14 protein-coding genes are annotated in these 14,656 nt (G+C 68.6%); all 14 read right to left on the bottom strand.

Annotated features, from left to right (window positions below):
• Nucleotides 1-3: 3 nt before the first annotated feature.
• The 14 genes from ACAM55_RS26110 to ACAM55_RS26045 all read right to left on the bottom strand — a co-directional run bounded on the left by ACAM55_RS26110 (nt 4) and on the right by ACAM55_RS26045 (nt 14,487).
• Entirely contained in the window at nt 4-816 is an 813-nt protein-coding gene (locus ACAM55_RS26110; RefSeq protein ID WP_369657163.1) for an ABC transporter permease, read from the bottom strand.
• Nucleotides 813-1,682 (bottom strand): ABC transporter permease, encoded by an 870-nt coding sequence (locus tag ACAM55_RS26105; protein WP_369657162.1) that lies wholly within the window; start codon nt 1,680-1,682, stop codon nt 813-815. Before ACAM55_RS26105 ends, ACAM55_RS26110 begins: the two co-directional genes overlap by 4 nt.
• A complete protein-coding gene (locus tag ACAM55_RS26100) occupies nt 1,679-2,725 on the bottom strand; it encodes an ABC transporter substrate-binding protein (RefSeq protein WP_369657480.1) in 1,047 nt (348 codons plus the stop codon). Before ACAM55_RS26100 ends, ACAM55_RS26105 begins: the two co-directional genes overlap by 4 nt.
• Before the next feature lie 65 nt (nt 2,726-2,790).
• The gene (locus ACAM55_RS26095; protein ID WP_369657161.1) at nt 2,791-4,308 is read right to left on the bottom strand and encodes an amidohydrolase family protein; all 1,518 of its coding nucleotides are present in this window, start codon (nt 4,306-4,308) and stop codon (nt 2,791-2,793) included.
• 81 nt (nt 4,309-4,389) lie between these two features.
• Complete coding sequence (locus ACAM55_RS26090) at nt 4,390-4,758, bottom strand: gamma-butyrobetaine hydroxylase-like domain-containing protein (protein WP_369657160.1); 369 nt, start codon at nt 4,756-4,758, stop codon at nt 4,390-4,392.
• The gene (locus tag ACAM55_RS26085) at nt 4,748-5,746 is read right to left on the bottom strand and encodes a HEAT repeat domain-containing protein (RefSeq protein WP_369657159.1); all 999 of its coding nucleotides are present in this window, start codon (nt 5,744-5,746) and stop codon (nt 4,748-4,750) included. The genes ACAM55_RS26090 and ACAM55_RS26085 overlap by 11 nt, the downstream gene beginning before the upstream one ends.
• 7 nt (nt 5,747-5,753) lie before the next feature.
• Nucleotides 5,754-6,602, bottom strand: coding sequence for an ABC transporter ATP-binding protein (locus tag ACAM55_RS26080; protein WP_369657158.1), 849 nt, complete (start codon nt 6,600-6,602; stop codon nt 5,754-5,756).
• On the bottom strand, nt 6,599-7,396 hold the full coding sequence (locus ACAM55_RS26075) for an ABC transporter permease (protein WP_369657157.1): 798 nt from the start codon (nt 7,394-7,396) through the stop codon (nt 6,599-6,601). The genes ACAM55_RS26080 and ACAM55_RS26075 overlap by 4 nt, the downstream gene beginning before the upstream one ends.
• Nucleotides 7,397-7,423: 27 nt before the next feature.
• Complete coding sequence (locus tag ACAM55_RS26070) at nt 7,424-8,836, bottom strand: ABC transporter substrate-binding protein (protein ID WP_369657156.1); 1,413 nt, start codon at nt 8,834-8,836, stop codon at nt 7,424-7,426.
• 39 nt (nt 8,837-8,875) lie between these two features.
• Nucleotides 8,876-9,109: a ferredoxin family protein gene (locus ACAM55_RS26065; protein WP_018904228.1), complete on the bottom strand. Its 234-nt coding sequence runs from the start codon at nt 9,107-9,109 to the stop codon at nt 8,876-8,878.
• A gap of 31 nt (nt 9,110-9,140) precedes the next feature.
• Nucleotides 9,141-10,877, bottom strand: coding sequence for a fumarate reductase/succinate dehydrogenase flavoprotein subunit (locus tag ACAM55_RS26060; RefSeq protein ID WP_369657155.1), 1,737 nt, complete (start codon nt 10,875-10,877; stop codon nt 9,141-9,143).
• Entirely contained in the window at nt 10,874-11,644 is a 771-nt protein-coding gene (locus ACAM55_RS26055; protein WP_369657154.1) for a GntR family transcriptional regulator, read from the bottom strand. Before ACAM55_RS26055 ends, ACAM55_RS26060 begins: the two co-directional genes overlap by 4 nt.
• 204 nt (nt 11,645-11,848) lie before the next feature.
• Nucleotides 11,849-13,006, bottom strand: a complete 1,158-nt coding sequence (locus ACAM55_RS26050) for a DUF1963 domain-containing protein (RefSeq protein WP_369657153.1) — start codon at nt 13,004-13,006, stop codon at nt 11,849-11,851.
• 74 nt (nt 13,007-13,080) lie between these two features.
• Nucleotides 13,081-14,487: a GAD-like domain-containing protein gene (locus ACAM55_RS26045; protein WP_369657152.1), complete on the bottom strand. Its 1,407-nt coding sequence runs from the start codon at nt 14,485-14,487 to the stop codon at nt 13,081-13,083.
• Nucleotides 14,488-14,656: the final 169 nt, after the last annotated feature.

Raw genomic sequence — 14,656 nt, 5'->3', positions numbered from 1 at the left:
CGTTCATGCGCGCCCGGTCCAGCGCGCCAGACGGCGCTCCAGCGCGCGGGCCGAGGCGTTCATGAGCCAGCCGACCAGGCCGATCACGAACATGCCGAAGATGACCAGGTCCATCTGGAAATGCTCGCTGCCCTCGATCAGCGTGTTGCCGATGCCGCGGCCGGCCACCAGCAGGTATTCGGCCCCGATGGTCGCGAGCCAGGAATAGATGAGCGCAAGGTAGACGCCCGTGAAGATCGAGGGCAGGGCGGCCGGCAGCACCACCTGCGTGACGGTCTGCCAGCGCGTGTAGCCGTAGACGCGCGCCACCTCGAGCAGGCCGGCCGGCGTCGTGCGGATGCCGTCGCAGGTGTTGACCACCACCGGCACCAGCGCCGCCAGCGACAGGAATACCACCTTGGCGACGTCGCCGAGGCCGAACCAGACGGAGATCAGCGGAATCCACGCGAACAGCGAGATCTGCTTGAAGGTGTTGAAGCTCGGGCCGACGATGCGATTGAAGAGCGGCGACAGGCCCAGCAGCGCGCCGAGCACGAGGCCCGAGACGGTGCCGATCAGGAAGCCCGTCGCCTCGCGCGCGAGGCTGGCGCTCAGCGCGCGCCAGAGGCGTCCGCTCGCCAGCTGATCGACGGCGGTGTCGAACACCTTGGCCGGCGAGACCAGCAGCGCCGAATTCACGACATCGAGCGACGACAGCAGCCACCACAGCGCGAAGGCCGCCACGGGCAGCACGAAGCCGCGCCAGCGGCCGCGTTGCTCGGGACGCAGCGGCTGCACGGCGGCCAGCTCGGCCGCGTCCCGCGTGGCGCTGCTCATCGCACGGCTCTGCCGGGCTGGCGCCGGTGCACCGCGGTTTCGAGGCGGTCGAGCAGGCGGTCGATGGCATAGCCGATGGCACCCACCACGATCACGGCCGCCATCACCAGGTCGAGCTGGAACAGCTGGCGGCCGTAGACGATGAGGTAGCCCAGCCCTTCGCTCGACGCCACGAGCTCCACCACGACCAGCGAGAGCCAGGCCTTGGTGAAGCCCAGCCGCACGCCGGTGAAGAGCGTGGGCACGGCATGCGGCAGCACGATTTCCAGCACCTGCTGGCGCCGGCTGTAGCCATAGACCTGGCCGACCTCGCGCAGCGCGGGTGGGGTCTGCCGGAATCCCTGCAGCGTGTTCAGCGCCACCGGCACCAGCGCCGCCTTGGCGATGAGGATGTACTTCAACGGTTCGCCGATGCCCACGATCAGCAGCACGAACGGCAGCCAGGCCAGCACCGGGATCTGCACCAGCGCATTGAAGGTGGGCAGCACGTAGGCCTCGAAGCTGCGCGACAGGCCCATGGCCGAGCCCAGCGCCAGGCCGAGGAGCGTTCCGGCCGCGAAGCCGATACCCACGCGGGCGAAACTGGTGCTCACATGCCGCCAGAGATCGCCGCTCGTGGCCAGGTCGCGCAAGGTTTCCCAGACGAACTGCGGCGGCGGCAGCACCTGCGGCGAGATCCAGCCCTGCTCGGCGCCCGTGAACCACAGCGCCAGCAGCGCGACAGGCAGGAGCCAGGGCAGGGCGCCTTCACCGGCGCGGCCGATGCGGCGCCAGGGCAGCGACGATGCGAACGAGCGCGCTCCGGCGGAGACGGGCGCATCGGCGCGAGGCCGCAGGACGGCCGTCAACTTGGCTTCGGCGCTCATCTGGCCGCGACCGATGCGGCCGGCCCGCCCTTGGGATTGCCCTTGGCGTCGTAGGCCGTCCAGTAGTTCTCGAGGCCCTGCTTCTTCAACGCGTTCTTCAGGTAGCGCGTGTCGAACCAGTCGTCCACCGACACTTCGCGGCGGATCAGCTTGAGCTTGAGCGCGTCGGCCACCACGGCCTTGTAGCGCCCGATGATGAAGTCATCGACCAGCGGCGAGTTGCGCACGGCGAGCTGCTGCTGATCGAACTCCGCCGTCCAGGACGCGACCGGCGTGCCGCTGCGTGCCCAGATGCGGAAAAGTTCGTCGCGGTTCTTCTCGTCGGACGACCAGCGCGCCGCCCGCACGAACACGTCGACCACGCGCTGCACCTCGGCCGGGTTGGCTTGCTCGAAGTCGGAGCGCACCAGCAGCGAAGCCTGGCGCGTGAAGGCCGGGTCCTGCCCCTGCGTGGAGTACACCACCTTGGCGAGGCCTTGGTCGCGCACCTTGAACCATTCGTAGCCACCGAAGGCCGCATCCACGCCGTTCGACACCAGCGCGGCCTGCGCGCTGCCGGTGTCGAGGTTGACGCCCTTGATGTCGCGCTCGGCCAGCCCGTTGGCGGCCAGCACGTTGATGGCCACGAGGTGGCCGTTGGTGCCGCGGAAGATCGAGACCGTGCGGTCCTTCAGGTCCTTGATCGAGCGGATCTCCGACTTGGTCGGCGTCACCAGGTACAGGTTGTTGCGCGCGCCGCTCACCAGCAGCAGCTTGGTCTTCAGGCCGTTGGAGCGGCCGACGATCTGCGGCAGGTCGCCCTGGTAGGCGAAGTCGATCTGCTTGTTGGAAAGCGCCTCGTTCACCGCCGGGCCGGCACCCTTGAAGAAGAGCCATTCGACCTTCACGCCCGAGGCCTTGAACTCTTCCTCGAGCCAATTGTTGACGCGCGCCACGCCGCCCGGCGAGCCGCCCCAGGTCACGGGATCGCCGCCGCCCGCGGTGGCGACGCCGATGCGGATGGTCTCCGTCGCCGCCTGCGCGGGCCATGCGGCGGCTGCCATCAGCGCAAGCGAGCCAAGCGGCGCGGCCCAACGGCGCAGAAGGGCGAGCAGAGGACGTGTGTTGTTCACTTCGCGCCTTTCAGGCCGAGCTTGCGGCCGACCTCGGTGCCTTCGAAGAAGCGCGGATTGGCCTCGGTGTAGAAGCGGTGCGGATTGTCGAAGACGAAGGCCTTGAAGTCGGCGGCCGAAATCACGCCCTGCTGCACCAGGTCCCAGGTCTCGGCCAGCGGCTCGGTGAACTCCGGCACGTCCCAGTGGCCCACGTCGGACGACCAGATCGCGTTGATCTTCACGCCCAGCGGATTCACCCGGTCGTTGAAGGCGGCCGCCACCGTGCGGTCGTCGGCCTCGGAGCCGAAGTAGAAGTTGTTGACCCAGCGGTCGCGGATGTCCTCGACCTTCTCGATGCCGGCGAGCGCGAAGTCGTCGATCTCCGATTCGTTCGGCTCGCGGCTGTGGGGCAGCGCGGAGATGCCGAGGCTGTCGCGCAGCAGCGTCGACTTGTCGATCGTGCGGCCCTTGAGCAGGTCGCCGCCATAGCGCTCGAACAGCGAGGCGAGCAGCTCGATGTCGGCTTCCGCGGGATCGTAGTTGCGCACCGCATGCTTGTTTCGTTTTTCCCAGCGGTCCACCAGGTGCGTGTAGACATGCGAACCCCAGTCGGCGCCGCCTTCGAGCAGGCCCACGCGCAGGCCCGGGAAGCGCCGCGTCACGCCGCCGAAGAACAGCGCCTTGGCAAAGGCCTGCGAGCCGTCGGCGAAGTGGCCGACGTGGTTGTTCATGTAGTTGCTGATCGACTGCCGGCCCGTCCAGCCCTGGCTGCCATAGTGCGTGGTGACGGGCACGCCGAGCTCCACCACCTTGGCCCAGAAGGGGTCGTAGTCGTGCTCGCTGTCGATGCCGTAGAAGTCGATGTAGCCCACCTGCTTGCTGATCTCCGGATGCTCCTTCGCCGGATACTTCTCCGCGATGGCGCGGATCGGCCGGCGCACGCCGCCCGCGATGTTGATCACCTTCAGCCCGAGCGTCTTGACCGCGAACTCCAGTTCCTCGATGCCCTCTTGGGGCGTGTGCAGCGGGATGCCCGCCACCGGCGTCAGGCGGTCGGCGTACGGCCGGTATTGGTCGGCGTGGAAGTGGTTGATCGCGCGGTGCAGCGGCTGGCGGTATTCGCTGCCCGCCGCAGCGGGCGAGAGCACGTCGTTGGGGAACAGGATCGAATAGTCCGAGCCTTGCTCGCCCAGGCGTTCGTAGAGCAGTGCCGGCAGCGTGTAGGTGGCGAGGTCATAGGTGTTGCGTGTCACGCGGGCCCACCAGGGCGCCCGCAGCGTGCGGTGGAACTGGCGCTCCTCGGGCGTCTGCTGGTACCAGTCCTTGCCGCCGCCATTGCGCGTGACGAAGCGCCCGCCCAGGGCCTTGCGCAGCGCGTCGACGAGCTTGCTGCCGCCGTATTGCGCCACGTAGTCTTCGAGCACAGGGGCGTAGTCGTTGACGTGGACATCCGTGTCGATCACGGGATGGTCGAGGCCGGCCTTCACGGCGGCGGAGCGCGATGCGTGCACGCGGTTCAAACGATCGTTCATCTGCAAGTTCCTCGGAGGGAGAAGGAACGCTGCAGGCTACGCGCGGCCTGCGCGCTCGCCAAAGAAGGCTTTTGTCATTGCTTAGCCGGTGCGTGCATAAGCAGCGGCCTCTTGACCAGCGCCCGTCTGCAGCCAGGCGGGACTCTGGTCCAGCAGCTCCCTCAGGAAGACCCAGGGAAAGATCCCCCGGTCGTGGCCGTCGCTGAACACGAACTGCACGCCGTAGGCGCCCACCGGCCGGATGTCCGTGAGCCGTATGGCTGCGGCCGAGGGCAACTCTGCTGCTTCTCCATCCTGCCCGGCCGCGCCGATCGCGCGCCGGGCCTTGCAATCGGCGCAAGGGCAGCTCGATCTCAGCAGCCGGTACGCGGCGAGATGCCGAGTGCCATCCGCCCAACCGAACTCCAGCGCGGCGCGCGCGCGATGGTCGACGATGGATTCAGGCGCCATGGGCCGCTGCACCGATCTGCGCGATGGCCAGCCGGGCCGACTTGCGCACTTCCGGGTCGGGATCGGCGGCGGCGAGTTCCAGCGCGGGCAGCGCGGCGCAATCGCCGATCTCACCCAGCGCCAATGCGGCCTCCTTGCGCAGGTTGCTGATGCCGTGGCCCAGCGTCGCGAGCAGCGGCGCGATGCTCCCGGGGCTGCGCAGCCGGCCGAGGCTGCGTGCCGCGCGCAGGCGCACCTGCCAATAGGGGTCATCCAGCGCCGCCAGCAGCGCGGCCGATGCGGCGCGCTGCTGCAGCTTGCCGAGCGCGGTGGCGGCTTCTTCCCGCACTTGCCAGCTCGCATCGCGCAGCGCTGCCTCGAGTGCGACGCGGGCGCCGACATCGGCGGCGGCGAATGCCAGTGCGCCCACGGCCGCACGGCGCACTTCATCCACGGGGTCGGAGATGGCGAGGTCGGCCAGCGCGGGCAGCGCAGGCGCGTGCTTCAGGTAGCCGAGCACGCCGATGGCCTCCCGGCGCAGCGCGACGGCATCGGCGGTGCCCTGCGCGGACCGGGGCTCCTGCAGCACCGCCAGAGCGGGGCCGGCGCTGGCGGGCACGCGCAGTTCGCGCAGCGCTCGCAGCGCGGCGGCGCGCACCCGCGCGGCTCCGGCGCACGCATGCGGCAGAAGCCAGGCGGCGGACGCGGGGTCTTTCAGTTCGGCGAGGCTGTGGGCCGCGGCTTCGCGCACCTGCGCGTCGGGGTCGTCGAGCGCTTGCGCCAACCCTTCGACGGCGGCCTGGTTCTCCATGGTTTCGAGCGCCTGCGCGGCGGCGGCGCGCACTGTCGGCGCATCGTCGCGCAGGGCGGCGACCAGCAGCGGCGTGTGCGCCTCGTCGGCGAGATCGCCGAGGGCCAGCACGGCGATGCGGCGCACTTCGATGTCGGGCGAGTCCAGCCGTGCGGCGATGACTTGCAGTTCGGGATCGTCGAGGAGGGCGGGGTTCATTTTTCCTTCAGATGGCGAAGCGCAGCTGCGCGGCGGCGGGGGCCCCGAGCGGCGTGAGGCGTTCCAGCGGCGCGCCGGCGCCCGCGTGCGGATGCAGCAGCTGCAGGCAGCGCCGCTTGAGCGCGGCGAATTCGGAGGAGGTGACCAGCGAGGGATCGCGAGGCCGGGCGAAATCGAGCGCGAACTCGGCGACGATGCGGCCCGGCCGCGGCCCCATCACGAGCACGCGGTCGCCGAGAAACAGGGCCTCGTCGATGTCGTGCGTGATGAAGACGATGGTGGTGCGCACGCGCGCCCAGGCGTCGAGCAGCTGGCGCTGCATCATGAGCCGCGTCTGGGCATCGAGCGCGCCGAAGGGCTCGTCCATCAGCACGACGCGCGGGTGGTTGATGAGCACCCGCGCGATCTCCGCGCGCTGCTGCATGCCGCCCGAGAGCTGCGAGGGGTAGAAGCCAGCGAACTCGTCCAGTCCGACGAGCCGCAGCATCTCGTGCGCCCGTGCATGGCGCTCGCGGCGGCCGACGCCCTGCATCTTCAGGCCGAAGGCGACGTTGTCGAGCACCTTCTTCCATGGGAACAGCGTGTGGTGCTGGAAGACGAGGCCGCGGTCCGGGTGCGGCCCGCGCACCGGTTCGCCGTCCAGGTGGATGGCACCGCCCGCAGGCGTCAGGTGGCCGGCCAGCGCACCGAGCAGCGTCGACTTGCCGCAGCCCGAGGGGCCGAGCAGGCAGACGAACTCGCCGGGTTCGATGTGCAACGTGATGTCCTGCACGGCGTCGAAAGCCTGCGCGCCCTGGCCGAGGCGCACGCGCAGCTCGTCGATGGCGATGCGGCCGGTTTGCACATCGGCCCTCACGGTCTTTTCTCCTGCATGGAGCGCCAGGGCATCAGCGCCTGGCCGATCCATCGCACCAGCGCGCTGCTGCCCATGCCGAGCACGCCGATGAAGAGCATGCCGACCACGATGTCGGCGTAGTTCTGGATCGTGTACGACATCCACGTGTAGTAGCCGATGCCGAACTGGCCGGAGATCATCTCGGCCGTGACCAGGCAGAACCATGCCGTGCCCATGCCGATGGCCAGGCCCGTGACGATGCTCGGCAGCGCGCCCGGCAAGACCACCTCGCGGAACACCGCGAGCCGGCCGGCGCCCAGGCTGCGCGCCGAGGCGACCAGGCGCGCATCCACCGCCTCCACGCCGTGCACGGTGTTGAGCAGCACCGGAAAAAGCGCGCCGACGAAGGTGATGAAGACCATCGACGCCTCCGAGGACGGAAACATCAGGATGGCCAATGGGATCCAGGCCACGGCGGGAATCGGCCGCAGAACTTCGAGCGGCGGCAGCAGCGTGTCTTCGGCCCAGCGCGCGCGGCCGATCGCGAGGCCCAGCGCGACGCCCGCCATGGCGGCGAGGCCGAATCCGATGAACACGCGGCGCAGGCTCGCCGACAGGTGCGGCAGCACCAGCGGCGATCGCACCAGCGCCCATGCCGACTCCAACACCTCGCGCGGCGGCGGCACGTTCTGGAAGGTGATGAAGCCCAGGTTCATGCGCTGGCGTGTGGCCAGGTGCCACGCGAGCACGCAGGCGAGCAGCGCGGCGATGCGCCAGGTGGCGCGCGGCAGGTTGGCGTTGAAGAAGCCGGACATGGTGAAGATCGGGCTACGGGGAAGGCGTCAGCCGGCCAGCGCTGTGCGCACGCCGGCGAAGTCCGCCACCTTGCCGCCATGTTTCGCGGCCCAGCCCTCGGCCTGCTCCTTGAGCAGGAAGGCGTCGACCTCGCCCCTGGCGCCGAGCACGAACCACGCATCGGCCGCGAGCAGCTTGTTGCCGCTGTGGCGGTCCTGCGCATAGACCACGCGCGCCTTCTTGCCGGCCTTCTCCAGCTTCTGCAGGTCGCCGAAGGCGTTCTCGGGCGAGGCGTAGTGCCGCACCAGCGGCTCGCCCGCCACCCAGATCTGGGCCACGCGGCTCACGTCGGCGATCGGCTTGCCGGTCGAGGCGTCCTTGGCCACCAGCGGGGCTCGGGCATAGTTCTTCAGCTGCCTGTCGTAGTCCTGGCCGGCCTCCTTAAAAGCGGCGCGGATGTAGCCGTCCTGCACGAAGGCGTTGGCGTCGATGTCGTTGTCGGTGCGCTTGAGCAGGCGCAGGGTCTCCAGCGATGTCTTCACCGCCTGGCGGTACTCGGGCTTCCAGCTCAGGTCGCGCGTCTGCAGGCCGAGCGGGCCGTGGAACAGGTAGTTGACCTCGGCCTCGACGCCAGTGACCTTGGCGATCAGCTCGCTGTACTTCTCGGGTTCCGCGGCCACGAGCCGGTCGGCCTCCAGCGCGGCGCGCAGGTAGGCGGTGACGACCTCGGGGTACTTCTTCGCGTAGTCCTCGTCGACCAGGCTGCCATGGAAGGTGGGTGCGCTCGCCTGCGAACCGTCGTAGATCTTGCGCGCGAAGCCGCGGTACGGAAAGAGCTCGGCGAAGGGCACGAAGTCCGCATGCGCCTCGACCTTGCCGGCCTGCAGCGCGGGGCCCGCCACCTCGGGCGCCTGCGTGGTGATGTTCACGTCCTTCAGCGGGTCCCATCCTTGCGCCTGGATGGCGCGCAGCAGCATGCCGTGCGAGGTCGACGCGAAGGGCACGGAGATGGTCTTGCCCTTGAGCTCGGCCAGCGACTGCACCTTCGAATCCTTCGGCACGACGATGCCGTTGCCGCTGCCCGTGGTGCTGCCGGAGAGCACGGTGATGAAGATGCTCTTGCGCCCCGCCTTCTGGAACGCCGCGCCGTTGAAGCTGCCCGGAAAGTCGGCCATCGAGCCGAGGTCGAGCTTGCCCGCGACCATCTCGTTGGTCAGCGGCGCGCCGGAGGTGAAGTTCTTCCACTCGATCTGGTACTGCGCGTCCTTGTACTTGCCGGTGCGCGGCAGGTATTTTTCGAGCAACTTCAGCTCGCGGATCAGCAGGCCGCCGGTGGCGCAGTTGATGGTGGTGTCCTGCGTGCCGATGGCGATGCGGACGGTCTCGGCCCGGGCGGCCGGCAGTGCCAGCAGCAGGCCGAGGGCCGCGCCCCACAGGGCGAGTGTTCTCTGGGTCTTCATCGTGATGCTCCGGTTGAAATGCGAGGGGCCGCGGCTCGGTCAGCGCAGCAGGTAGGGGATGTCGACGGTGACCGCGCCCGTGGGGCAGTCCTTTTCGCAGGGCATGCAGTACCAGCATTCGTCGAACTTCATGTAGGCCTTGCCCTTGCTGAGATCGATCGCGAGCACGTCGAGCGGGCAGACATCCACGCAGACGGTGCAGCCCTTGTGGGCGATGCACTTGTCCTCGTCCACGCGCACGGGCACGCTGGTGGGATTGAAGGCGAGAGGCATGTGGGGTTCTCTTCTTGTGGGGAAAGGTGTGTCAGGCCGCGACCGGCTCGCGCGCGGCAGCGGGCACGCGCAGGCGCTGGTAGGCCGACATCTCGTGGGTTTCCAGCGGCACGATGTAGGGATCGACGGGACGCTTGAAGCTCACCATCGCGTCGCCTTGCTTTTGCAATTGCGTGTGGCAGAACCAGTCGCGGTCGTTGCGCTCGGGAAAGTCCACGCGGTGGTGGTAGAGGCCCCAGCGGCTTTCGGTGCGGTACAGCGAGGCGCGCGCGGCCATCTCGGCGCAGTCGCGGATGGCGTGCACCTCCATCGCGCGCATCAGTTCGTGCGGGCCGGGGGCGCCGAGCTGCTCCAGGTCTTCATGGATCTGCTCGAAGCGCGCGAGGCCGATCTCCATCTTGCGCGTCACCTTGGGCGGCTGCAGGTAGTCGTTGACCATGCGGCGCAGCTTGTATTCGACCTGCGCGGGCGGCAGGCCGCCGGTGCGAAGCAGCGGTGCGCTGACGCGGGCATGCTCGCGCGCCACCTGTTCCTGGTCGAGCGCGGGCAGCTCGGTCTCGGCGCAATGCCGCGCCGCGCTTTCTCCGGCGAGGCGGCCGTAGACGAAGGCGCCCAGCATGTAGTTGTGCGGCACGCAGGCCAGGTCGCCCGCAGCGTGCAGGCCCGGCACGGTGGTGCGCGCATGCTCGTCCACCCACACGCCCGAGGCCGAATGGCCGCTGCACAGGCCGATCTCGGAGATGTGCATCTCCACCATCTGCGCGCGGTAGTCGGTGCCGCGCCCGGCATGGAAGCGGCCGCGGCTTGGGCGCTCGTTGGTGTGCAGGATCTGCTCGATGGTGGCGATGGTTTCCTCGGCCAGGTGGTTCAGCTTGAGGAAGACCGGGCCGTTGCCGCCCTGCAGCTCGTTGTAGAACTCCATCATCATCTGGCCGCTCCAGTAGTCGCACTCGATGAAGCGCTCGCCCTTGTTGTTGGTGGTGTGGCCGCCGAAGGGGCCGGTCACGTAGGCGCAGGCCGGGCCGTTGTAGTCCTTGATGAGCGGGTTGATCTGGAAGCACTCGATGCCCGAGAGTTCGGCACCCGCGTGGTAGGCCATGCTGTAGCCGTCGCCCGCGTTGGTCGGGTTCTCGTAGGTGCCGAAGAGGTAGCCGGAGGCCGGCAGGCCCAGCCGGCCCGCCGCGCCGGTGGCCAGCACCACGGCCTTGGCACGGAGCACGTGAAACTCGGCCGTGCGGCAATCGAAGGCCATCGCGCCCGCGATGCTGCCGTCGGCGGCGGTGATGAGGCGCGTCACCACCAGGCGCTGCGACATCTCCACGCGGGTGCGCTTCAGGCGCCGGTACAGCACGTTCTTGATGTTGTGGCCCTCGGGCATCGGCAGCACGTAGGTGCCCATGTGGTGCACCTTGCGCATCGCGTAGTCGCCGGTCTCGTCCTTCTCGAACTTGACGCCCCAGCGGTCGAGCTCCTCGATCATCGAGTAGCTGTTGCGCGCATAGGCCATCACCGTCTTCTGGTTGACGATGCCGTCGTTGGCGGTGGTGATCTCCTTGACGTACTGCTCGGGCGTGGCGAAGCCCGGCACCACCGCGTTGTTGAGGCCGTCCATCCCCATCGAGATGGCGCCGCTGCGCTTGACGTTCGCCTTCTCCAGCAGCAGCACTTCGAGCGCGGGGTTGGCTTCTTTTGCCTTGACGGCGGCCATCGGGCCGGCCGTGCCGCCGCCGATGACCAGCACGTCGACGGTGCGGGTGAGGATGTTCATGGGTGGGCCTTCGTCGGGTGGCTGCGGGCGATGCGCAGCCGGTGCTGGAACGCATCGCCGCGGAAGTAGAGGTCTTCGAAATCCAGCGGCGCGCCGTCGGCGGTGTGGGTGAGGCGTTCCACGCGCAGCACGGCGGTGCCTTCGGGCACGCTCAGCGCGCGCGCGAGCACTTCGTCGGCCAACATCGCGTCGATCTGCAGATCGGCGTGGCCGAGTGCCAGGCCGTAGTCGTTCTCCAGGATCAGGAAGATGTCTCGCCCGGCCAGGTCCGCCTGGCGCAGCCGCTCGCCGATGGCATGCGGGAGGTAGGTCACCTCGTAGGACACCGGGGCGCGGTTGAGGTGGCGCACGCGCTTGATCTGCGCGACCGGCGATCCCTCGGCCAGGTTCAGGCGCTGCGCTACGCGGGGAGAAGCGGGCACGGTCTTGTGGCTCGTCACCTGGTTGCGGATCTCGTAGCCCATGCGCACCATCGCCTCGGCAAAGCCCTCGAGCTGGCCGAGGTGCTGGAATACCTTGGGCTTGGCGACGAAGGTGCCCTTGCCCGGGATCTTGAAGATCAGGTTCTCGCGCTGCAGGTCGCTGAGCGCCTGGCGCACCGTGATGCGGCTGACCTTGAACAGCGCGACCATCTCGCTTTCCGAAGGCAGTTGCGCATGCGGTGCGTAGGTGCCGTCGAGGATGCGCTCGCGCAGCGTCTCGCGCACCTGGGTGTAGAGCGGGACGGGGGAAAAGGCGATGGGCTCAAGGCCCCTGGCAGTGGACATGCGGCTGACTGGTTATGACCGGTTGGATGAGCCGGATGCTAGTCAGCGATGCCTGTGCCGTTAAATAACGAAAACGTGCTTGGATATGCGGAAAGCGATGGGTCGGCACGCGGTGCAGGGGCAAATCGGCGAGCCCGGGCAGGACGCGTGCTTGGAGCGCCCGAGAACAGCTGAGCCGCGGCGCGAGGCTGCTCTATTCGATGCTTAGGTCGACTGGTAGCTCTCGCGAACACGGTCGAACCGGCGCTGCGCGAGGTCCTCGTCGCGGATCATGAGGAAGTGGTTGCCGTCGCCACTGGCCACGGAATCCGAGCGGCGGGCGCCGGCATGGTACTCACCCCCGTAGGAAAACAGGTGCCGCCAGGGCGTTCGGCCGGGCACTGCGATGTGCCTGCCGGCAGGGTCCACATCGTCCTCGGCATGGCCCTGGATGTCGTCGGGCCAGCCACCGAGCCGGTCACCGAAATTGCCGCCGTGCGCGGTGTCCCCCGGCGGCAACTTCGGCGACAGCTGCAGCGGGTCCGGCTCACGGAACCAGGCCCAGATCGCCTGGCTGCTGTGCTGCGGCAGGGCCGTCTTCCAGTGATGCGGCACGCTGAGGCCGGAGTGCGGCAGCAGCCGGTCGGCCATCGGCAGGCGGGACCAGGCATCTTCGGGGCGCGCAGGATGGCCGTAGGAAGACCAGCGGTCGTTCCAGCGCTGGAGTTCGACGGGCCATTCGCGGCGCCGCAGTGCGGACGGCTTTGCGTCGTGCCAGTAGACGCGGTGCAGCGGCGTCTCGCCATCGTCATCGCGCATCGCATCCATGAAGATGGCGAGCATGCCGCTGCGCGGCAGCTTCGGGTCGAAGCCGGGCAGCGCAGACAGCTGACCCAGGTCGAGCTGCGCGATGAAGGCGAGTGGAAATTCGGTCTGCAGTGCGGCCATGCGGGCCTGCAGCCACGCGATGCGGCTCGCGTCGACCTTGGGATCGCGCCGCGGGGGGCCGAGCAGCCTGTCGCGCATGAGCGCCATGTCTTGCTCGGTGGCGCCGCTGGTGCGCATCGCTTGCAGCAGTTTCTCGGCGTCGCCTGCGGACATCGACGGCTTGGGGTGCCGGATGTCCTCGATCTGCCTGCGAAGTTGCGCCAGATGGCGCTCGGGCGCCGCCAGCGCGGGGCGCACGGGCCATGGCACGTCGGGGGGCAGGTCGGGATGGCCGGCCATCTTGCTGCTGCCGACGGGCAGCGCGTCGTCTCTCTCCTGGCGGCGGACGAACATCACCACGGGCCGGACCGAGGCCTCGATGCGTCGGGCGTAGTCGCTCAGTCCGGCTTTGCGCAGCGAGTCGCGCAGGGCTTGGGCGTTGGCAAATTCAGGCATGTCGGACTCGGTCGCATGGGCAGGTGACGCGGGGGAAGAAGGTCGACGCGCCGCGCGGCATCGGCTGGCCTGCTTCAATCCGCCCGGCTGACCAGGACATCGCCGGTCTCGGGCCCGTTGACGATGGCGCCTGCTGCGTCGCGCCGCACCCGGATGCCGACGCCGCAACGCGCCGGGTCCATCTGCCACACCCAGCCGTAGAGTGCGCGCGGGGCGCCCTTGGGCGACATGAGCGGCATGTTCATCCGCAGCCCGCCGTTGCTTCCCAGGTCCACCCAGACCATCACGGTGTCGTCTTCCGGGTCGCTGTCGGCGCCGACCTCGACGATCGTGGCCTTGAGCGGCTCGCGGTGCACCAGGGCCTGCAGCGCAGCCGGCAGGTCCTCGAAGGGTGGAGCGTCCATTCCGTCGGAGTCCTCGACAGGAAAAGGATCGTCCAGCCGCACGGGCCGGAAGTGGTGTTCGGAGCTGCCCATCGTTGCGCGCCCGCCGATGGCCGTTGCCATGTCCTCGAGGCGGGCGGCCTGCAGCAGCAGCGGCTGTCCGCCGCTGTGCATCAGGTACAGGCCGTCATCGTTGGCGTCGCTGCCCAGGGACTCGCTGGTGAACACCAGGTCCAGCTGCAGCAGGCAGTCACCTTCCTCGGTGTCGAGCATCCGATACCGCCCGTTGTAGTGCCGAATGCCCGATGCCTCGCCCGTCTTGTGGTCGTTCTTCCAGAAGAGCAGTTGATAGCTGCCGTCCGCGTCGAACGCAACCAGGCGGCGCCAATCGATATAAGTTGACAGATAGAGCCCGCTCGGGTGGCCGTCTTTGCCTTCCACGTCCTTGAAGGCCTCGCGGTATTTGGCGGGCAGGGCGGCGCGGATGCTGTCCGGCGGCGGCGCGGGCGGCGCCTGCTCGTGGTCGACCTGGGCGCGCAGCTTCTGGTGAAGCGCGAGCGCATCCGTCCTGGTGATCTTCAGCATTTGCATGGACAGCAGCATCGGATCGACGTGGTACGCCTCGCCGGGAGCGAGCGTGCCTGCTTGCTGCTGCGCGGTTTCGAGCATGGCCGGCTGGATGAATTCATCGGCCTGGCTCGGGTCGCTCAGCACGTCGTTGAACAGATCCGCCAGGTCCCAGCTCAGGATGCTGATGCTGCGGGTCACGGGGTTCAGCGCCGCAACGTCCTCGTCCGAAGCAGTGAGCTTCCTGTAGAAAAGAAGCGTGCCGAATGGCGTCAGCGCAATGGGCACGCGCACGGTGGCGCTGGGCGGCGAAACGATCCATCGGTCGAGCGTGGACTGCCATGCCCGCGGATCGATCAGGCAGATCTGCCGGCGGCCGTAGAGCCCGAGCCCGTGCTTGCGCCACAACTCGAGCAGCGCGGCGGGCAACTGCCCCTCGTACATGTCCCGCAGTTCCTTTGTCGCGGGCGCGCAGTCGGCGTGCGGAGGGTTCGCCCTGATGAATGGATGGAGCTTGATGCGGCCGAACATGGTCTTCGATTTCGGAAGTGAGTTTGAATTTTTCGCAGAGGCGCATGCCTCCTGGTGAAGAAGGCGGGCTCCTGGAGGCCGTCCGTCCATGCTTTCAGGGGCGGGATGATCGTTGCGATCAGATGGCCCGTGAGCACTGCGATGGCAACGAGAGTGAGTACGAAGTACA

The sequence above is a fragment of the Variovorax sp. V213 genome, assembly GCF_041154455.1.
In the GTDB taxonomy this organism is placed as follows: Bacteria; Pseudomonadota; Gammaproteobacteria; order Burkholderiales; family Burkholderiaceae_C; genus Variovorax.
This window is presented reverse-complemented; position numbering and strand designations above follow the sequence as displayed.